The 20,553-nt window shown below is 71.0% G+C and carries 10 protein-coding genes; 2 read left to right on the top strand and 8 right to left on the bottom strand.

Features of this window, described 5'->3' with window-relative positions; genetic code table 11:
* Positions 1–231: 231 nt before the first annotated feature.
* Positions 232–1,152: a type IV toxin-antitoxin system AbiEi family antitoxin domain-containing protein gene (locus HQ306_RS18260; protein WP_222633022.1), complete on the bottom strand. Its 921-nt coding sequence runs from the start codon at positions 1,150–1,152 to the stop codon at positions 232–234.
* Between the two features lie 289 nt (positions 1,153–1,441).
* Entirely contained in the window at positions 1,442–4,840 is a 3,399-nt protein-coding gene (locus tag HQ306_RS18255) for a (Fe-S)-binding protein (RefSeq protein WP_222633021.1), read from the bottom strand.
* 493 nt (positions 4,841–5,333) lie between these two features.
* Here HQ306_RS18255 and HQ306_RS18250 point away from each other — a divergent pair, with 493 nt between their 5' ends.
* Complete coding sequence (locus tag HQ306_RS18250) at positions 5,334–6,017, top strand: ammonium transporter (protein ID WP_222633020.1); 684 nt, start codon at positions 5,334–5,336, stop codon at positions 6,015–6,017.
* A 70-nt stretch (positions 6,018–6,087) separates the two neighbouring features.
* On the opposite strand, the gene HQ306_RS18245 is transcribed toward HQ306_RS18250, so the two are convergent.
* From HQ306_RS18245 to HQ306_RS18220, 6 genes are all read right to left on the bottom strand, one after another.
* Complete coding sequence (locus HQ306_RS18245) at positions 6,088–6,426, bottom strand: hypothetical protein (RefSeq protein ID WP_308115504.1); 339 nt, start codon at positions 6,424–6,426, stop codon at positions 6,088–6,090.
* 458 nt (positions 6,427–6,884) lie between these two features.
* Positions 6,885–8,129: a S1 family peptidase gene (locus tag HQ306_RS18240; protein WP_222633226.1), complete on the bottom strand. Its 1,245-nt coding sequence runs from the start codon at positions 8,127–8,129 to the stop codon at positions 6,885–6,887.
* 228 nt (positions 8,130–8,357) lie between these two features.
* Positions 8,358–9,467, bottom strand: coding sequence for a hypothetical protein (locus tag HQ306_RS18235; RefSeq protein ID WP_222633019.1), 1,110 nt, complete (start codon positions 9,465–9,467; stop codon positions 8,358–8,360).
* A 113-nt stretch (positions 9,468–9,580) separates the two neighbouring features.
* Complete coding sequence (locus HQ306_RS18230; protein WP_222633018.1) at positions 9,581–10,705, bottom strand: hypothetical protein; 1,125 nt, start codon at positions 10,703–10,705, stop codon at positions 9,581–9,583.
* Positions 10,702–12,645, bottom strand: a complete 1,944-nt coding sequence (locus HQ306_RS22670) for a LuxR C-terminal-related transcriptional regulator (RefSeq protein WP_222633017.1) — start codon at positions 12,643–12,645, stop codon at positions 10,702–10,704. The genes HQ306_RS18230 and HQ306_RS22670 overlap by 4 nt, the downstream gene beginning before the upstream one ends.
* Positions 12,642–14,462, bottom strand: coding sequence for an Hsp70 family protein (locus HQ306_RS18220; RefSeq protein ID WP_222633016.1), 1,821 nt, complete (start codon positions 14,460–14,462; stop codon positions 12,642–12,644). Before HQ306_RS18220 ends, HQ306_RS22670 begins: the two co-directional genes overlap by 4 nt.
* Before the next feature lie 353 nt (positions 14,463–14,815).
* Here HQ306_RS18220 and HQ306_RS18215 point away from each other — a divergent pair, with 353 nt between their 5' ends.
* Entirely contained in the window at positions 14,816–20,461 is a 5,646-nt protein-coding gene (locus tag HQ306_RS18215; protein ID WP_222633015.1) for an IniB N-terminal domain-containing protein, read from the top strand.
* Positions 20,462–20,553: the final 92 nt, after the last annotated feature.

Below are 20,553 nucleotides of genomic sequence, written 5' to 3'. Positions count from 1 at the left end.
CTGCAGGGGGTGTGCACACCTGGTGCGGTGAGCGCACACCCTTCGCTGCAGGCTGCTGGGGGTGTGCGGTTCGTGTAGGGGGTGTGCGCTTTGCGCGGTTGCTGAGGGGTCCCGGGTCCGCTCCGCGACTGGAGGGGCGCGCGCCAGGGTCCGCTCCGCGCCTGGAGGGGGTGTGCACACCTGGCGCAGTGAGCGCACACCCTTCGCTGCAGGCTGCTGGGGATGTGCGGTTCATGCGGGGGGTGTGCGGTTACGGGCGAGTGCTCGCCGGATGCGCTCGATGATGATGCTCGGCGTGGCCAGGTCCTGCCACGTCCAGCGCACCACCGTGTAGCCCGCGTCGCGCAGTGCATCCTCGCGGAGCTTCTCCCGCCAGAGCACGTCGGCCGGGGTCTCGCCCGCCGGTACGAGCCGTCCGTACTTCACGCGACCGTCGAACTCGCCGATCACGTTGGAGCCGTCCACCAAGAAGTCGACACGGTAGGACGTGTTGCCGCACGTGATGGTGTGCTGAGTGGAGACCGCGAAGCCTGCAGCGTGTAGCAGCACGCGACTGCGTGATTCACCGACACTCTCGGACCCGGCGTCCATGAACAGCGCTACGCGGTGGGCTCGCGCATGGCCACTGCGGGTGGGGCGTCGAGAGAGTACTTCCTCGACCTGCGCGCCTGCCAGTCCGAATCGACGTGCTGCATCGTCCGCCGCGCAGACCGCTTCCTCGAACGGCAGGCAACAGGCCAGATCGGCAATGGTGCGGCTGACGGTAGTCGAGCGGAATCCCGCCACATCGGTGACCTCGTCGGCGTCATAAGGCGACGCATGAACGTGACGCACGGGGCCCGTACGGCCGCCTGTACGCCGGTTGCGCGTGATGTGAACTGCTGAGAGGGGCACGTTCCACAAGTCGATACCGTGAGCGATCGCTGCCGACGCATGGCTCAGCACTGCGTCGGGGGCCGTGTTGCCGGTCGTCATCATCGCGCGCGCCAGGAGGAGGTGGCGCTCCTGGCCGGAGAGGTCCGCGATGTCGTCCGAGTTGGCGTAGGCACCACGGCGCACACGTGTGAGATCTCCGGTTCTGCACATGCGCCGCAATTCGGAGTCCGTGTAACCCTGAGTCAATGCCTCCGAGCGGGAGGTGATGCGCGCCATCGGTCGATCGTTGCCGACGTTGGCGTCTCCGATCGGTGCCCGTGCGCTCGCTGTGGACAGCGCGCACCCTGTGGATGAGCGAGCGCACACGGCCTACGTCAGGCGAACACCTGCTGCGGAGTGCTGGAGGCGGTGTTCGGTTGGTGCAGGAGGTGTTCGGTAAGGAGGCTTGTTTGCTGGTCGCCGCACGCGTTGGCCAGCGCCAGGGTGTGTACACACCCCTGTCATAAAGCGAGCACCCCCTCCAGCGTGCTGAAGGGGGTGCTCGGTTGGTGCAGAGGGTGTTCGGTCAGGACCTCTTGCCCGGCGCCTTCGCTCCCGACTTGAACCCGAGCCCACCGGCCTTCGGCTGCGGTGGCGCCGGGGTGTCTGCGGGCTCCGCGGCGCCGTTCGACTCGGCGGCACCGTTCGACTCGGCAGCACCGTTCGACTCCGGCGTAGGAGCGGCCGTCTCCTCGGGTGCCTGCTCTGCGGGTGCCGCCGACTCCGGTGCCTCCGACTCGGCAGGTGCCGCCGGCTCGGGCGCTGCGGCGGGTGCCGCGGAACCCGGTGCCTTGGCGCCCGGCTTCTTGAACCCGGACTTCACGGCGAGACCCTTGGCCTTGACGGTCGGCATGGACTCCGACGCCTGGGCCGGTGCCTCGGCGGGAGCCTCGGACGGAGCCTCAGCAGAAGCCTCGGCGGGTGCAGAAGCCTCCGCCGGTGCCTCAGCCGCCGGTGCTGCTGCGGAACCCGGTGCCTTGACGCCGGGCTTCTTGAACCCGGACTTCACGGCGAGACCCTTGGCCTTGACGGTCGGCATCGACTCCGACGCCTGTGCCGGTGCCTCGGCAGCCGGTGCTTCGGCGGAAGCCTCGGGAGCGGGAGCCTCGGAAGCGGGAGCCGCAGAAGCGGGAGCCGCCGACCCCGGTGCCGTGGCGCCGGGCTTCTTGAACCCGGACTTCACGGCGAGACCCTTGGGCTTGACCGTCGGCAACGACTCGGATGCCTCACTGGCCGTCTCGGTGGGAGCGTCGGTCGGTTCCGGCTTCTCGGCCGGAGCAGCTGAGGCAGATCCCGGTGCCTTCGCGCCCGGAGGACGACCCTTGAGCTGCAGCCCCTTGCCGCCCGGTGCCTTCGCCTTGCCGGCCATCCCCAGGCCCTTCGGCTTGGACGCGTCGGCTGCGTCGTCACCGTCGGCGTTGGGCGACTCGGCGGGCTTGGCCGGAGCCTTCGCACCGGGTGCCTTGGCGCCCGGAGCCTTGGCCAGGCCCTTCATCTTGAGACCCTTGCCGGGCGCGGGGGCAGCGGGATCGCCACCCGCTGCGGCCGTCTCGATCTCTTCGACGCGACCCTTCTCCTCTGCGGCGGCGACGTCCTCGGTGGCGACGGACTCGGCCCTGGGGGTGTCGACGGGCTCCTCGGCAGGGACGACCACGGGCTTGGCCCGCGGCACCACCTTGATGTTCTCGCCGAGCTGTGCGGAGTCCAGGCGCGTGATCGAGCTGAGCAGCATCTGCGAGACGTCGATGACCTCGACGTTGTCGTTGCCGCCGGCCTCCTGGCGTGCGGTGACACCGTCGTTGAGCATGACGCGGCAGAAGGGGCAGCCGGTCGCGATCTTCTGCGTCGCGGTGGTGCTGCCACCCAGGGTGTCGAGCGCTTCGTCGACGCGGTCGATGTTGATCCGCTTGCCGATCTTCTCTTCCATCCACATGCGAGCACCACCGGCGCCGCAGCACATGGAGCGCTCGCCGTGACGCGGCATCTCCTTGAGTGTGGAGCCCGACGCCGCCATCAGCTCGCGGGGTGCGTCGTACACCTTGTTGTGGCGTCCCAGGAAGCACGGGTCGTGGTACGTGACGTCCTCTTGCACCGACGCCACCGGCACCAGCTTCTTGGCCCGCACGAGGCGGTTGAGCAGCTGGGTGTGGTGCACGACCTCGTACTTGCCGCCCACCTGCGGGTACTCGTTGCCGAGTGCGTTGAAGCAGTGCGCGCACGTGACGACGATCTTGCGACGGCTCTCGTCGACACCCTCGAACACGGAGTTCAGGGTCTCGATGTTCTGCATCGCGAGCTGCTGGAACAGGAACTCGTTGCCCGCGCGGCGAGCGGAGTCACCGGTGCAGGTCTCCTCGGCGCCGAGCACCATGAACTTCACGCCGGCGGTGGCGAGCAGTTCCGCGACGGCCTTGGTGGTCTTCTTCGCGCGGTCCTCGTAGGCGCCGGCGCAGCCGACCCAGAAGAGGTACTCGAAGTCCTCGAAGCTGTCGGCGTCCTGGCCGAAGACCGGCACGTCGAAGTCGAGCTCCGAGATCCAGTTGGTGCGGTCCTTGGCGTTCTGGCCCCAGGGGTTGCCCTTGTTCTCCAGGTTCTTGAACAGGCCGGCCAGTTCGGAGGGGAACTCCGACTCGATGAGCACCTGGTAGCGACGCATGTCGAGAATGTGGTCGACGTGCTCGATGTCGACGGGGCACTGCTCGACGCAGGCGCCGCAGTTGGTGCAGCTCCACAGCACCTCGGGATCGATGATTCCGCCGAGACCGCCGTCGAGGGTGGTCTCGCCGACCAGCGGGCGCTCGGCCTCGTCACGGGCGGCCTGCGGGATCTTCGCGAGCTTGGCCTCGTCCGGCTTGCCGTCCGCGTCGACCAGGCCGATCTCGTCGCCCGCCATGTCCTTGCGGCCACCGGCGAGCAGGTACGGCGCCTTGGCGTTGCCGTGGTCGCGGAGCGAGGTGATGAGCAGCTTGGGTGAGAGCGGCTTTCCCGTGTTCCACGCCGGGCACTGCGACTGGCAGCGGCCGCACTCGGTGCACGTGGTGAAGTCGAGCCAGCCCTTCCAGGTGAAGTCCTCGATCTTGCCGGCACCGAACGCGTCGACGTCGGGGTCGGCCTCCTCCATCTCGAGGACCTTGCCGCCGGACATCATCGGCTTGGCCGCGCCGAGCGCGACTCCGCCGTCGTCCTCACGCTTGAAGTAGATGTTGAAGAACGCGCTGAACCGGTGCCATGCGACACCCCACGTGATGTTGCGGCCGACGATCAGCAGCCAGACCATGCCGGACATGAGCTTGACGAAGGCGAAGATCGAGACCAGGACCGCGCTCGCGGGGAGCAGCTTGGCCAGGTTCATGGTGAAGAAGTCGGTCCACGGGTTGGCGTGTCCGTAGGTGGCGATCTTGCCGGCCTTCACGAAGATCATTCCGAGGCCCTCGAGCAGCACCACGAACTCGACGAAGTAGGCGGCACGGAAGTTGGAGCCGGAGAAGCGGGAGAGGCGCGCGGGAGAGCGAGGGTGGTTCCGCTGCCGGATGATCATCAGCGTCACGATGCCGATGACGGTGCCCAGGCCCAGGATCTCGTCCATGAGATGGTAGATCGCGAGGTCACCGATGAGAGGCCAGTGGAACTCGGGGTTGAACGTCTGCCCGTAGGCCTCGAACCACAGGATGGCGCCGAGCATGAAGCCGACCATCACCAACCAGTGCGCCCAGCCGACGGAGCGGAACTTGTTCATCCGGGTGTGCGCAGCGAACTCGATGCACATCTGCTTGAACCGCGGAACGAACGGTCGCAGACGTGTCCTGTCCGGCTGTCCCAGCGCGATGGATCGCACCATCATCGCGGCACCGCGGAAGAAGTAGGCCCAACACACGATGCTGAGCAGGGCACCGACGGTGCCGAGGGTGATCGTCAGGGCATTCATGACGCTGCCTTTCTTCGGCGACGGCCATTCCGTCGCCCTACGCTTCCGGCCGGCCACAGGGGGCGGTCCGACGGTCAGCCCGGATGCATCTGTCCCACTAGAAGTTACCAGCCGGTAACCACAAGGGTTCTACCGATCGGTAACTTAGCATTTCGGTCGACATCACCGCAGGTCGGACGGAGGGCTGGTCCGTCCCGCACACGCGATGAGCCCTACCGTATTACGGCACAGCGACAGGCCTCCCGCACAGGTATTCCTAACTTGCCTCGTGGGTAACTTGGGGCCGCCGAGGAAGTCGCCCCTCATCGCGACCATTTTGTTACCCTTCACGAGCCACCTCGTCCGTGGGTGAGGTCACATCGTGGCTGTTCACACGGACAATTCCCGGATCGAGCACTGAAAACGGACCTGATATTCGGTTGTGTCCCTGTCAACCGCTACAGTGCTCGTGTCGGGGTCCGACACCACGAACCTGAACGAACGGAACATCTAGATGACACTGCGTCGACTCGTCGCAACCTCTGCGATCGCGATCGCCTCCCTGGGCGTGGCCACTGGTACTGCGTACGCGCAGCCGGCCACCACCACCCCCTCCGCGACGACCACCGAGAGTGCTCCCGCGGAGAACTCCGAGCTGAACTGGGCGTCGCGCGTCGAGGCCGGTGGCGTCGTCACCACCGTCGACGCCGGTATGTTCCGTGCGTCCGACGACGGCAAGGCCGTCGTCCTCGAGGACGAAGAGGGCAACGACGTCCTGAGCCTCCCGCTGTCGTTCAACCTCAACGGCATCGAGTTCCCCTACGGTGTCGAGTACACCGACGAGGGCCGCACCGTGAAGCTCATTCCGAACCTCGCAGCACCGATGGGCCTCACGCCCGTTTCGCTCGAGCAGAATGCTGCATCGCCTGCTGAGAACCTCAAGGCGCAGGACAACTTCGCGTCTCAGCTCGGGCTCGCCTCAGCTGTCGGCGGCCTCACGGGCACGATCATCGGTGCGGGTCTCGGCGCTATCGGCTTCGTCGCCGGCCCGCTCGGCGTGCTCACAATTCCCAGTGGCGCGACGCTCGGCGGCATCATCGGCACGATCGTCGTCGGCGGACCGACTCTGGCAATTGCCGGCGTCGACTTCGTGAACACCCTTCTGGCTCCTCCCGGCACCACGCAGTGGGCCAACTGATCTACGGCTGAACACGATGAAGGCCGCCACCCATCGGGTGGCGGCCTTCTCTCGTTTCAGGCGGAGTGGATCAGAGCCAGGGAACGGCGGCGGCGAGGAAGATGCCACCCGCGATCACACCGACGGCTCCGGTGAGCAGTCCGATGACGGTGTCTGCGCGATCGGCATCGGGAACGCGTGTCGCCAGGACGCCGGCGACGAGCGCGGCGATGCCCAGCAGAACGCCGAAGCCGAAGCTCCAGAACGCCACCACCGACAGCGCGCCCAACAGCACGGAAGCGTCGGCGAGTCGGGGATCGCGGGCAACGGAACTCAGGGCCGCCCGAGCAGACGACATCTTTGCCGCCGTGTAGATCGCGGCGGGGGATTGAGTCTCGCGGGGGAGTGACGAATCGGCGATGTCGGTCACAGCGATACCTCCTTCGGGGAACGGCCGAAGGTCATCGGGTATCGAACGCAGCGCAGCACAGCGGTACACCTCCTCGTGGGATGAACGGAACGGTCGACACTCGGACGTCACCGACGCTGGTGACGGAGTGGACTGCGCGTGTCCCACGATATCACTGTGACCAGAGTGCGTTACGCGACGGAATCCGAAAAGTGATGCGCCCGTGTCATATTGGTTCCCGCCAGAAATGGCGACAGCCCGCCGTCCGAAGACGACGGGCTGCGATCACTGCGCAGTCGGTCAGCTCAGAACGCCGGCATTCGAGACGATCTGCACGATGTAACCGATCACCGTGAAAGCAAGTTCGAAGAAATCCATGTCGGGCCTTTCATGAATGAAACGCACCCACTCGAGGCGCGGAGGCGCCTCGCCTCGACACGTGACATTACCGCACCAAGGAGACCGAACGTTGTGCTATCTCACGATGTGCGGACGGTCGTTCCGGTGGCCGCGGTGACGGCGTCGACAGGGATGCCCAGGCTGGCGGTTCCGCCGTACTGAGCCAAGGCCAGGTTCGCCTCGCCGCAGCTCGGAGCAGCGCCGCTGTTGGATCCGCTGGTGATGCCCAGTGCGAGTGTCCCTGTGACGATGGCGCCGCCGCTGTCACCCGCGAGAGTGCAGGCGGTACTGGCGAATCCACGCACCGTGCGGCTGTCGCCGTCACCCAGGAAGAGCTGCGTCTCGACGCGGTCCGCAGCGACGAGACCACACGTGAAGGACGACGCCTGACCGGACTTGCACACCGGGGCACCGATGACGGGCGAGGCCGTTCCGGTGATCGTGAGGGCGGTGCCGTTGGCTCCCCGCACGGTGGGCTGGTCGAGCCCCGCGGCCACGCCGGCGTCGTTCAGCGCGATGACGGAGTAGTCGAGTCCGTCGCCGCCGCCGACACTCGACGTGGTGAAGTCGCCGACGGGAGTACTGGCGCGGATGTCGTCACGATTGGGCAGGTAGACCGAGGCGGAGTTGCCCGGATCACAGTGTCCCGCAGACAGACTGACCGGCGTGCCGGCCCCGTCGGTGGCGCTGAACCCGAACGAGCAGATCTCGATGTCCTCGAGCGGCGCGGTGGTGATGTCGCCGGCGGACGTCACGTAGTCGTCGCCGCCCATCACGGCAGGCGGAGGCGTCGGACCGGGAGCGGGTGGGGACAGCTGCACCTGGAGGTTGGCGATGGCGGTCGGCAGATTCAGTGCGCGCCCGATCGGACTGTTGGCGATGTCGACGATCACCCGTCCGCCGAGCACGTCGACAGCCGCCGAATTGATCTGTGACGAGACCTCGCGGGGCAGACCCGACACCCAGCGACCGAAGTCGTCGAGGGACTGCTCGAGCGTGTCCGCCGACACGGGCGACTGGCGGCTGCGGTAGCCGTCCTGCGCCACCTGGCTCGCGGCCTCCGAGGTGGTGACCGCGACGACGGGAACGCCGTCGTCGCCGATCCAGGCACCCGCGAAGTCCGCCGGGCGCTGCTGACGGAAGTCGTCGGCGTAGGTACGAAGCTTCTGCGCCTCGGCAGCGCGGTCGAGGTACTCCTGCGGCGACATGTGCAGATCGCGCTGCACGGCGTCGACCAACTCGGACGGGAGGCGATCCGCGGACAGCTGCTCGGGAGCCGCCGACGCGGGTGCTGCGCCGGCAGTGGCGGTGCCGAGGCTCAGCATCAGCAGCGACGCGCCCACCACCCCCATCACCCGTGCGCTGCGAGATGCGCCGCTCGACTCGGAGTGACTCTGGCCCGTGGCCGCTGTGGCCGCCGAGTTACGCAAGAAGTTCCCTTCGCAGTGGTGACAGTCCGTGGCCCGTCGGGTCCGCAGATGGTTCGCAGAGGTACCGATGCCAGCGCACGAGCATAGGGCATCATCCTGAGCGTTTCCGGCGCCCGACGAGCGTCAGGGACGGTTCACAGACAGCATCGGGCCGAGCCGTGGAATCGCGACGGACGGCGCCGTGGAGGTCGTCGTGGGAACAGTCGACGTGGTCGTGGGTGCGGGTGTACTGCTCGCCACGGTCGGCGGCGTCGGCACGGTCACCTCGGGGAACGACGGGAAGTCGGGAAAGTCGATGTCCGGTGGCGCGAACGGGAACCGGTCCGTCGGGAGCCCGAGACCGGTGCTCGGTTCCACCGCGGCGGCAGGCGGTGCGGGCGGCACGACGGGGTCGGGCGTGTCGATCTCCGGAGCCGGGGCCTCCTGCACCGGAGCCGGTGCCTGCTCCTGGACGGGCAGCGGCGCGGCGGACGTCGTGGTGCTGTCCAACGACGACGTCACGACGGGAGCGGCGGGCGTGATGGCCTGCTGCGAGTTCAGAGGCGCGACCGAGCTGGAGTCGAGGTCGTGGGTGCCCACGGCGCCGCCGACGGCGAGGAACGCGAGCGCCACCGCGGCGACCGAGACAGCCGCGCGCGTGGGTGTTCTCCTGTGAGTCCGACTGCGGTGCGTCCTGCCGGTGGCCGAGTCCGACACCATCGCCGCGAAAGCCTTGTCCGAGGCCGCCGTGGTGGCCGGCGACGACCGATGCGAGGGTGCGGCGCGCACGGCCACCGCCGGGTTCTCCGACGTCGCGGGAGCCAGCGAGCAGTCCTGCAGACCGACGTAGTCGAGGGCGTCCCGCAGTGCGGCGATCGAGTCGGCGGACAGTCCTGCAGGGTGGAGCAGCATGCATCGCGCGTCGGCGGGCAAAGAGTAGAGCTCCGACAGCATGCCCGTCAGTGCGTGGACGAATCCGGCGACGAGGTCCTCGGCGCGCACCACGCGGCCGTCGGCCAGACCGAGTCCGCGGGGGTCTCCCACCGCGTACAGAAATCCGCGAACACCCTGGTCGGAGTCATCGAGGCGGACGCGTCCATCGGGATCCAGGCCCACCGCCGTCGGGCACTCGAACAGCTCGGTACCGCCGTCGATGTCGACCGACACGGCCGTCTCGGCGTCGGTCACCGCCATGACGAGGTGGATCGTCCTGTCGACCTGCGGGCTGTCGGACCCCTGGCTGCGCGCGCTCATTCGGACTCGACCCCCTTGGCGAGTTGCGGACACGGTGCCACGTCGACCGAGCACCCGTCCGATCACCGTACCGGTCGTCACGGTCCGGGGTGACCCGATGGGCACGGGGAGACCTAGGTGGGCGGCGCGGTACCGGGTGACGGCGCCGCCGCCCCCTGCTCGTCAGGAGTGTTCGGACCAGCCGGAACGTCGGGATCCGGGTCCGTGCCCTCCACGGGGTCGGTCGGTTCCTCCTCGACGGGCGGGTCGCTGGGGACGGGCTCGGGCACCGGTTCCGGAGACGGTTCCGGGGCCGGAGCAGGTGCCGGGGCCGGGGCGGGAGCGGGCGCGGGTGCCGGCTCGGGGGCCGGTGCGCGCGGGGGCACCGTCGTGGTGATGCGAGCAGGTGCACGTGTGGCCTCGACGGGCGCAGGTGCGCCGGGGACGACGGTCGGGAAGCCGATGCTGGTGGACGGGGCGGGACGAGTCGTCGTCGGCCGCGCGGTGACACCGGCGGCGTCCTCGACGGCCGGAACCGTGGTGCTGACCGTCCGATCGGACGCGAGGTAGGCGATACCGCCGCCCACGATCAGCAGGGTCGCGACTGCGGCCGCCACGAGGAGGGCGAGGGGGCCGCGCGGTGTCGACCTCGATGCACCGCTGTCGATGGCTGTCGAGGCGGCAGCGGTCGCGAGCAGCGGTGCCCCCGTCGTCGGCGCGAGCCCGGCGGCGGCACGTGCGGCGGCCGCGGCGGCGGCCAGCCGTTCCTCCGACGCGCCGAGGGTGGCGTGGGGATCGGCCGACTCGGGATGCAGCGTCAGCGCGGTGAGTCCGACGAAGTCGAGCGCCTCCCGCAGCGCGGCGATGCGCTCGGGTGACCAGTCGGCGGGATGGGCAGCTCCGGCCGTGAGGGCGCGGACGTCCTCGCCGGCGTCGACGGTCTCACTGAGCAGCAGGAACATCATGGTCGCGACGAGGTCCTCGGCGCGCATGGGTACGCCGCGGGACGAGACCACGCCGGACGGGTCACCGACGCGGGCCATGAAGCGATCGACGACGTCGATGTCCGCAGTCAGCGCGTCGGGCCGGTGCAGGGTCGTCGTGCCGTCGGGCAGGAGGTAGAGGACCGTCTCGGCCGTCACCGGCACGCGGACCAGTTCACCCGAGGTCGTCGACACCACGACGGCCGTCGACGTCAGATCGGTGATGTGGATCCCGGTGGCTCGGGTGATCGGTGCGGCGTCGTGCCCGGTGTTCATGCGTGTACCCGTCGTTCCTTGTCCTGTGCGTAGCCGGCCGCGCGGAGCATCGACAGCATCTGCGAGCGCGACTGCGCTCCCAGACGTCGACGGATCCGCGCGACGTGGTGCTCGACCGTCTTGGCCGAGATGTACATCTGGGCGCCGATCTCGCGGTACGTCAGGCCCAGTACGAGATGATGCGCCACCTCCGCCTCGCGCTCGGTCAGCGCCCCCAGCGACGCGGAACCGGGCTCGGTGGGCTCGGCCGTCGCCGCGACGGCACCGATGTCGCGGGCGATCTGCAGCAGGGCGGTGGCGTCGCGGGTGTCGGCGACACGCAGGGCGGCGTCACTGGCGAGCCGCGCCGCGTCCCAGGCGTGCCCGAACTTCTCCAGGGTGCGAGCGGACGTCTCGACCTCGGCGACGTCGGGCTCGCCCTGCAGGACGCGGAGCCATGCTTTGCCGGCGGAGGCGAGTGCTGCGGCGTGGGGACTGCGGTCGGCGAACGAGCCGAGCGCACGAGCGTGGGGGAGCAGGTCGGCCGGGGCGCCGCCGAGGATGGCGGCCTGCACGCCGTACCAGTGCCACGTGGCCGCCCAGGTCGGTGGTTCGCCGAGCGAGGCGACCAGTGCGGTGGCCGCGGAGACGGAGTGCGCGATGCGTGCCGTGTCCCCGAGGCGCACTGCGGCGAGCCACAGTTCACCGAGCGGGATGAGGGAGAAGAGATCGGGTTCGGCCTCCGCGACGGTGCGCCGGGCCTCCTGCCACGCGGACATGAGGGCGCCGGTATCTCCGCGTCGGCGGGCGGTGGCGACGCGAAGTGCGAAGTAGGACAGGGCGTCCCGTTGGGGGAGCGTGGCCGGGTCGACGCCCGAGGTGGGATCGACACCCGTGTCGCCGGCCACGAGTGCCGACCAGGCGAGCAGCAGACGGCACCGCGTGGACACCGCGCATCCCGGATCCGCGGCAATGGTCTCGGTCAGCACCGCTCGGGCGGTGGCGGGGTCGCCGGTGTGCAGAGCGATCAGTGCCGCGATCACCGCGGGATGTTCCGGCTCGGCCCGGGCGCCCACCGCGGTGTCGGCCATCGAGGCGGCGCGCAGCAGCGAACCCGTTGCCACAGTGGCGGGTTCGGTCAGCGAGTCGAGGAGCCCGCGGGCCACCAGCGTCGAGCGGGCGTTCGCCGACGTGGGCGGGACGGGGCGGAGGCCGCCGTGCGCGCGGACGAACGTCGCGGCGCAGTCGGCGTCCCCCACGGCGAGAAGCGTCGTCACCGCGTACGCCGCATCCGGTCCGATGCGGTCCGGCCCGAGCCACCGGTAGAGGTCGGCGGCGTGCGACGCGGTGCCGCGCATCAGTGCGACCGTGGACGCGACGCGAACGGCTCCGCGTACTCCGTCGGGTGACGGCGCCTCAGCGGACAGCACCGCGTCCACTGTGAGCGCCGCGGTGTCGAGATCGCCGCTCGCGAGCAGGGCGTCGGCGTAGGGCACGGAGATGTCGGTGCCCTGTGCGCCCGCCGCGGCGGCCGCGTCCCACAGTCGTCGTGCGGCGAGACGGTCTGCGGCGGAGGCCAATTCGACCAGGTGCTGTGCGAGATCCGGATCGCGCAGACCCGCATCCGCGAGCGAGACCGCGAGATCACCACCGAGACCGCCACTGTCGAGGTGCACCCGTGCCAGGCGACGCAGCACGCCGAGCATTCCGTGCTCGCCCATCACCACGCGCAGGGCACCGCGCGCGGAGTCCGACAGCAGGCCTTCGTCGGACAGGACCCCGCAGCCCCGGGCGCGCTCCACGGCGGCGGCGGCGTCGGGCATCGGGACGTCGGCGACATCGGCGACGAGGTACGGATCCGGGGCGACACCGACCGACGCGAGCGTCACCACCACGAGGGCGGTGTGATCGTGCGCGGACAGCAGAGCGTCGAGAGCCGATCGCTCGTCGGGCGAAGTCACCGCCCGAGAATTGGATTCGTGAGGCTGCCTACGGTGTTTCCCAGGCCGCTGGCAGCACCTCCCGCAACCTCGCCTACACCCCCGAGTACGGTTCCGACACCGTCGGTCAGGCCTCCGACGACTCCGGACCCCGGAAGTGGGTTGGAAGGGAACGACGGAGCCGGGAGGGCCGGAGCCTGAGGTACCTGCGCAGTGGGGAGGTTGGGTGCGGTGAACTGCGGCGCCGGTGCGTTCGGCACAGCAGCGTTCGGCGCGGTGGCGCCCGGTACCGCGGCCGATCCGGTCGAGCCGGGCGCGGTCGCGCCGGGCGCCGCAGCCCCCGGTGCTGCTGCGGCGCCGCTGGTCGGCGCTCCGGCGGCTCCGGTGGTGCGCGGCTGTCCCGTCACGGGGTCGACGCCGGCGGCGGCGGTGGTCGGGGTCGCGCTCACGGAACCGTCCGCGGCGGCCGGGGCCACCGCGCTGCTGGTGGAGGGGCCGGTGTTCTCCGACGATCCGCCGACGAGGCCGGTGCCGACGGAGAGGCCACCCGCGGCCAGCAGGATCACGGCAGCGGCGACGCCACCGATGACGGCGGTGCGCTTACCGCGCGACGGGGCGTCCTTGGCGTGTGCCGAGCGCGACACCGGTGCGGGCGTGGAGGTTCGGGCCGAGGCGGGGCGCTCGGTGACCGGAGGGAGCAGGTCGGTCTCGTCGTCGTCGACGGTGGAACCGGCGGCGACGGCAGCGAGTGCCGCTGCGCCCGGGCGGTTCAGTTCTGCCCCGGCAGAAGCGATGTCGGCGGCGAGCAGTGCGGCTCCGGTCGCGGCGGTGGCCGCGGGCTGTTCGCCCACGGTCACCGGCTTGCGCAACGCGGAGGACACGGTCTCGGTGAGCATGGGGATCGACGCGCCGCCGCCGACCAGCAGCACACGGTCCACCGCGTCGCCGTCGACACCCGCGGTGCGCAGCGCCTCGCCGAGTACCCGGGTGACGTCGTCGAACGTCTCGCGCAGTAGTTCCTCGATCTCCGACCGCACCAGTCGCACGTCGGTGTCGATGCCGGGCAGGTGCACCGGCACGACCGTCTCGGTGTCGGAGGACAGTGCTTCCTTGGCCGTCGCGCAGTGCGTGCGCAGGGTCGTGAGGGCTTCGACCGTCGCGGGATCGAAGGGATCGAGCGACGAGGAGTCGACGTTGTCGAGCACGTGCGCCAACACGACCTGGTCGATGTGAGCGCCGCTGACGTCCTCGCTGCGCGCACCGCGTCCGAGGATCGCCGAATCGGCACCTGTGCGCACGACCGACACGGTCAGGGCGCTCGCACCCAGGTCCGCGACCAGCACGACGCCGTCCGCCACCGCGTCCGGCGACTGCTGCATCCATGCCGTCGCGGCGAGAGCGTCGGGAACGAAGGTGACGTCGGTGAGGCCGTGGCGGGCAGCCGCGTTGCGGAGCCGGTCCACCGTGTACTCGGGCCACGACGTCGGGTAGGTCACCACGATTGCGGCATCGTCGTCGGCGCCGGCCGTGCGTGCCTCGCGGACGAGGCAGTCCAGCGTCGTCGCGTAGAGCTCGTCGCCGGTGTAGCTGCGTCCGTCCTCGGTGACCAGCGCGACCGGATCGCCGACGCGGCCGGCGAAGCCGGTCAGGGCCGTGGTGTCGACGGTGCCCGGCGCGGCCAGGGCGGGTTCACGGTCGGGCGTGACCGACAGTGCGGTGGATCGAACGACGGTGACGGCGTCACCGAGGTGTCCCGGACCGTCCACGGCGACCGCCGTCGAGGTGCTCGAGCCGACGTCCAGTCCCAGACCTGATGACCGTCCCTGATCCGTTGCCATGGCGCCGACTCCGTTTCCGTGCTCGTCGATATTCGTGCTCGTCAAGGCTGTGTCGGACCTGCTGTCGGGCACGTCGCCGTGACGCCGTAGCTGTCCACCGGCACTGTCGTCCCGATGGTCCGTTTCGTTACAGGTCACAAGAGTAGAGCGGTCCTATCCCCTATGCCCCCTAGTCACCCCGATCTGCCCCGGGGCGACCCCCGGGGTGCAGGAAGGGGGCTGCGCCCCGTTGGGACACCTCACTAGTCGACCTAGTTTTGATCTCAACGTGCCGAGACAGTCGGCCCGACCACCTCGACGCCTGCACACACACCGTCTGCCGACACCGGTTCACACACACCCAGGAGATCCCGATGGCCACGAACGCCGTACTCGACTTCATCCTCAGCCTTCTTCGCGACGACAAGGCCGCCGCCGCCTACTGCGCGAACCCCCAGGCCTCGCTGGACGCTGCCGGCCTGCCCGACGTGTGCCACGCCGACATCGTGGCCGTGGCGCCCATGGTCGCCGAGTCCGGACTGTTCGCCGGCGGATCGCGTCTCGCCTCGATCGTGAACGCGGGCAGCTCCTCCACCGTCGTGAACTCGACCGTCGTGAACGCGGGCAGCGTGAACAACAGCACCGTCTTCGGCGGCAACAACGTCGCCGTCGGCGGCCCCACGTTCGGAAGCAACGCGGTGAACTTCGGAAACAACAACAACAACGGAAATTTCAGCAACAACAACTTCGGGGGCTTCGACCTGGGTGGCTTCACCTTCAGCCCGACCCTCATCGGTGGCGGCCTGGCGATCGGCAGCATCGGCAACATCGGCAACCTGAACCTCGGTGACCTGGATCTGAGCGGCCTGAACCTGGCCTCGCTCGACCTCAGCGGTCTGAACCTGGCCTCGCTGGACCTCGGCGGGATCGGCGACATCGACCTGCTCGGCGGACTCGACCTCAGCCTCATCGACCTGGGCGACCTCGACATCGCGGGCCAGTTCACCACGGTCCTCGCCCTCGTCCTGGCCAACGGACTCTCCCTCGGTGGCGACCTCGCCGCCGAGTTCGGTGCCGCACTGGGCGCGGCGTTCGACGCCTTCCTCGCCCTCGGCGGCGTCCTCGACCTCGACACGCTGGTCGACCTCAGCGCCACCCTGGCCGGTGCGCTCACCGCAGCGCTCGGCCTCGGCGTGGGTGCCGGAGCCCAGCTCACGGCCGCCCTCGACGCCGTGCTCGGCACCGTCGCCGGTCTCGACCTCGACGCCGTAGTCGGTCTGTCCGGCGTTCTCTCCAACGCACTCTCGGTGGGCGGTGTGCTCGGCGCGAATGTCGGCGCCGCACTCGGTGGCGTACTCGGCGCAGCGGTCACCGCCGGTGGCTCGCTCGGCGCCGATCTAGCCGCCGCCCTCACCGCCGGACTCGATGTCGCCGGATCGCTCGGTGTCGTCGTCGGTGGCGCGCTCGGTGTGACCACCGACATCACCGCTGCTCTCTCGGGTGCACTCGCCGCTGCCGTCGACGTCGCCGGCGATCTCGGCGCGACGCTGACCACCATCCTCGACGCGAACGTCGTCGCCGCGCTCGCAGGCACGCTGACCACCGAGCTCTCCGCGGCTCTCGGCGCAGCCCTCGCTGCCGGCGGAGACGTCGCCGGTGAGTTCGGCGCCTCCCTCGGCGCGCTCCTCGGAGCCGTCACCGGCCTGTCCGGCGCACTCGACCTCGACGCTCTTCTCGGCGTCGGCGGCACCCTCGGCGCGACCCTCGCCGGTGTGCTCGGCCTCGGCGGCGGTATCGGTGCGCAGCTCGGAGCCGCGCTCGACGGTGTCCTGGAGTTGGCCGGTGGCCTGGACCTCGCGGCCGCCCTGGCCGGCGGAGCCGACATCGCGGCCACGCTCGGCGCCACTCTCTCCACTGCCCTCAGCGGCGTGCTGGTCGCCGGCGGTACCGTCGCCGGCACGCTCGGCGCGGCCTTCGGTGCCGCCCTCGGCGGCGTCCTGGGGGCCGACCTCGGTGCTCAGCTGGTCGGACTGCTGGCCGGTGAGCTGGACCTCGGTGCGGCACTGGCCACCATCCTCGACGGTGCTCTCGGCCTCGGCGGCCTCCTGGACATCGGCGCTCTCGCCGATCTCGGTGCCCTGCTCGACGTCGACGGCGCACTCGGCCTCGGTGCCGGTGTCCTGGCCACGCTCGGCGGTTCCCTCGAGGCTCTCCTCGGTGCGGGCGGCCTGCTCGGTGGCGATCTGACCGCACTGCTCGGTGCCGATCTCGGTGCTCAGCTCGCTGCCGCGCTGGCCGGCGCTCTCGCGGTCGGCGGCGACCTGGGCGGCGACCTCGGACTCGCCCTCGGCGGCGTGCTCGCCGGACTCGTGGACGTGGCGGGCGGTCTCGACGTCGACGCGGTGGCCGGACTCGGTGCCACCCTCGCCGCAGCCCTCACCGGCGCACTCGGTGTCGGCGCAGGACTCACCGGTGGACTCGCAGCGGGCCTCACCGCTCAGCTCGGTGCCGCTCTCGACGGTGTCCTCGGCCTGGCCGGCGATCTCGACCTGCTCGGCGGACTCGGCGTGCTGGGCGACCTGAACGTGCTGAACGACCTCAGCGTCCTCGGCGACCTGGACCTCGCGGCCACCCTCGGTACCGCACTCTCCGGCGCTCTCGCCGCCGGCGGCGCGGTGGCAGCCAACCTCGGTGCCACGCTCGGCGCGGCCCTCGGCGGTGTCCTGTCCGGCGACCTCGGCGCCGAGCTCGTCGGCCTGCTCGCCGGTGGTCTGGACCTCGGTGCCGGCCTCACCACCCTGCTGGGCGGTGTCCTCGATCCGTCCGGTGCCCTCGGCCTCGGCGGCGACCTCGTCGCCACGCTCGGCACCTCGCTCGCAGCCGTGCTCGGTGCGGGCGGTCTGCTCGACGCCGATCTCGCGGGCCTGCTGACCGGCGGCCTCGCCGCGCAGCTCTCCGCCGCACTCGCGACGGCTCTCGCGGCCGGCGGCGACGTGGCGGCGAACGTGGGCCTGGCCCTGGGCGACGTGCTCGGCACGGTCACCGCGGGTCTGGACCTGGACGGCGTCCTCGGCGCCGACCTCGCAGCGGCGCTCACCGCGGCCCTCGGCCTCGACGGCGACCTGACCGGTGGACTCACCGCGCAGCTCGCCGGCGCGCTCGACGCCGCACTCGGTGTGGTCGGAGGCGCCGACATCACGGCTGCGCTCACGGGCGCACTCGCCGCCGGTGGCGACGTCGCCGCAGGACTGGGCGCGACACTCGGCACCACCCTCGCTGCCGTGCTCGGCGCCGACCTCGGCGCCCAGCTCACCGGACTGCTGGCAGGCGGCGCCGATCTCGGTACCGCACTGACCGCCGTCCTGGGCGGCGCTCTCGACCTCGACGGGGTCTTCGGCATCGGTGCCGACGCGGCCGCCGGCCTGGTCGGCACGCTCGGCACCACGCTCGCCGCCGCACTGAACGTCGGCGGCCTGACCGACGTCGACCTCACCGCACTGCTCGGCGGCGACCTCACCGCCGTCCTGGGCGCCGCACTCTCCGGCGCCCTGGGCGCCGGCGGCGCACTGGGTGGCGACCTCGGCCTGGCACTGGGCGGGCTCGTCGGAGCGGCCACCGACCTCACGGCCGGCGCCGATCTCGGACTGGTCCTCGCCGGTGCACTCGGTGTCACCGGCGATGCCGCCGCCACGCTCTCGGGCGCACTCGACGCGATGCTGGGAGCTGCGGGCGGTCTCGACCTCACCGCGATCCTCGGTGCCGACGCGGACGTCGCCGCCACCGTCGGAGCCGCGCTCAGCGCAGCACTGTCGGCCGGTGGCCCGCTGGCCGCGAACGTGGGCGCCGCCCTCGGCGGCGTGCTCGGGACCGCCCTGTCGGGCGACCTCGGCGCACAGCTCGCGGGTCTGCTGGGCGGCGGCGTCGATCTGGACGCCGCACTCGGCACGGTCCTCGGCGGCGCACTCGGACTCGGCGGGCTGGTCGATCTCGACGGGCTCGCGAATCTGGACGGGCTCGGAGCCGTCGGCGGTCTGCTCGACGCCGACCTGCTGGGCGGCCTGACCGGCGCACTGGACACCGACATCGTCGGTGCGCTCGCCGGCTCGCTCGGCGCTGCCCTCGGCGCCGGCGGGCTGCTCACCGGTGACCTGCAGGCACTGCTCGGCGGCGATGTGGCGGCGCAGCTGTCCACCGCCCTCGGCGTGGCTCTCGGCCTCGGCGGCGACCTGGGCGGCGACCTCGGACTCGCCCTCGGCGGCGTCCTCGCCGGCGTCACCGACCTGACCGCGGGTGCCGATCTGGGTGCCGCCGTCACCGCCGCTCTCGGCATCACCGGTGAGGGTGCGGCCACCCTGGCCGGCGCCCTGAACACGGCGCTCGGACTCGGCGGGGCGCTCGATCTCGACGGCCTGGTCGGCGGAGATCTCGCCGCCACGGTCGGCGCTGCACTCGGCGGTGCTCTGGCCGCCGGCGGCGACGTCGCCGCCACGGTCGGCGCCACTCTCGGTGCCGCTCTCGGGGGCTCCCTGACCGCCGATCTGCAGGCCCAGCTCGGTGCACTGCTGGCCGGTGGGCTGGACCTCGACGCCGCGCTCGGCACGGTGCTCGGTGCGGCTCCGGATCTCGATCTGGACGCAGACCTCGCCGGCCTGCTCGGCGGCGCTGTCTCGACCGGCCTCGGCCTGGTCGCGGGAGTCGGCCTGCCCGACACGGAGCTGCCGGACCTCACGGGCAGCCTGGCCGCGGCACTGGGACTGGGCGGCGCAGCCGCAGCAGGACTGGGAACCGCACTGGGCACGGTGCTCGGCGGCACGGTGCTCGCCGATCTGGATGCGAACGGACTGCTCGAGGGTGACCTCGGCGGCATCGTCTCCGCCGCACTCGGCGACGCACTGAACGTCGGCGGTGTCCTCGACCTGGAGACCGACCCGGTCGGCCAGTTCGGCGCGGCGCTCAACGGGGCGCTCGGCCTCGTCGGCGGCGTGGACACCGGCGCCCTGGACGACCTGCCCGCGACGCTGACCGCAGCATTCGGCGTCGGCGGCACGGCGGGTGCGGAGCTCGGCGGAGCCTTCGGCGCTCTGCTCGACATCGCCGGCGGCGGCGATCCGGTGGCGTCCCTGGGAACGGCACTCGGAGCCACGGGTGACCTCACCACGATGCTCGACGCCGCACTCGACACGGCGGTCTCCGCCGGCGGCGCGCTCGACGCCGAGGGTCTGCCGATCAGCGGACTGCTCGACGCGAACACCGGCCTCGACGGCAGCCTCAGCGCACTGACCACCCTGACCGGTGGCCTCGGCGCCGTGGGTGCGGTCGCCGGCGGACTGGACGGCACCCTCACCGGTGTCGGCGGCGCGGTCACCGATCCCGACGCGGTCACCGGTGCGGTGGCGAGCCTGGGCGGCGGCCTCGCCAGCGGCCTCAGGCTGGGCCTGAACAGCGTCACGCAGGGCGGGCTCGAGCTCGGCTCGGAGCTTCAGGGCGGCCTGACCGGCGCTGCGACCGGCGCGGGCGGCGTCTTCGGCGGCTTCGAGATCTCGCCCGACGGCGAGGTCACCGGCGGACTGGACAACACGTCCGAGTTCACCGGCGCACTCGACGGCGGCATCGACGCCACCGCCGACGCGGTGGGCCAGTTCCAGAACTCCACCGACGCCGTGCTCGGCGGCGTCACCGGAGCGACCGACGGACTGGGCCTGAGCGCGGTCACCGACGTCACCGGCGACGCGCTCGGCGCCGTGACCACGGACGGCGGACTCGGCGGCGACATCGCCGGCGAGGCCACCTCCTGGCAGGACGTTGACGCCGAGGGTGCCTTCGACGGCCCCGCGGCGGCGGTCGACGGAGTCGGCGACGGCCTCACCGACACCGTCTCCGGGCTCGGCGGCGGACTCACCGGTGGCCTGACCGACGGCCTGTCGAACACCCTCGGCGGTGGACTGAGCTCCGCGGACGACGGCCTCGACACCGGCGCTGTGGCCGATGACAACGCGGCCGACGCGGGAGACGCCAACTGATCACCCGCGCTCTGTAACACCGACGACCCCGTACGCGCTTATGCGTACGGGGTCGTCGGCGCTTACCGTGAGGGTCACACCGCCGCAGATGG

This window comes from Rhodococcus sp. BP-160 (genome assembly GCF_019836205.1).
Taxonomy (GTDB): Bacteria; Actinomycetota; Actinomycetes; order Mycobacteriales; family Mycobacteriaceae; genus Rhodococcoides.
Note: the sequence above shows the minus strand (reverse complement) of the source record. Positions and strands in the feature narration are given on the sequence as shown.

Coding starts and splice junctions, on each gene's coding strand:
- HQ306_RS18260 (WP_222633022.1), bottom strand. CDS start 1,152: ATGGCGCGCATCACCTCCCGCTCGGAGGCATTGACTCAGGGTTACACG.
- HQ306_RS18255 (WP_222633021.1), bottom strand. CDS start 4,840: ATGAATGCCCTGACGATCACCCTCGGCACCGTCGGTGCCCTGCTCAGC.
- HQ306_RS18250 (WP_222633020.1), top strand. CDS start 5,334: ATGACACTGCGTCGACTCGTCGCAACCTCTGCGATCGCGATCGCCTCC.
- HQ306_RS18240 (WP_222633226.1), bottom strand. CDS start 8,129: ATGCTGAGCCTCGGCACCGCCACTGCCGGCGCAGCACCCGCGTCGGCG.
- HQ306_RS18235 (WP_222633019.1), bottom strand. CDS start 9,467: ATGAGCGCGCGCAGCCAGGGGTCCGACAGCCCGCAGGTCGACAGGACG.
- HQ306_RS18230 (WP_222633018.1), bottom strand. CDS start 10,705: ATGAACACCGGGCACGACGCCGCACCGATCACCCGAGCCACCGGGATC.
- HQ306_RS18220 (WP_222633016.1), bottom strand. CDS start 14,462: ATGGCAACGGATCAGGGACGGTCATCAGGTCTGGGACTGGACGTCGGC.
- HQ306_RS18215 (WP_222633015.1), top strand. CDS start 14,816: ATGGCCACGAACGCCGTACTCGACTTCATCCTCAGCCTTCTTCGCGAC.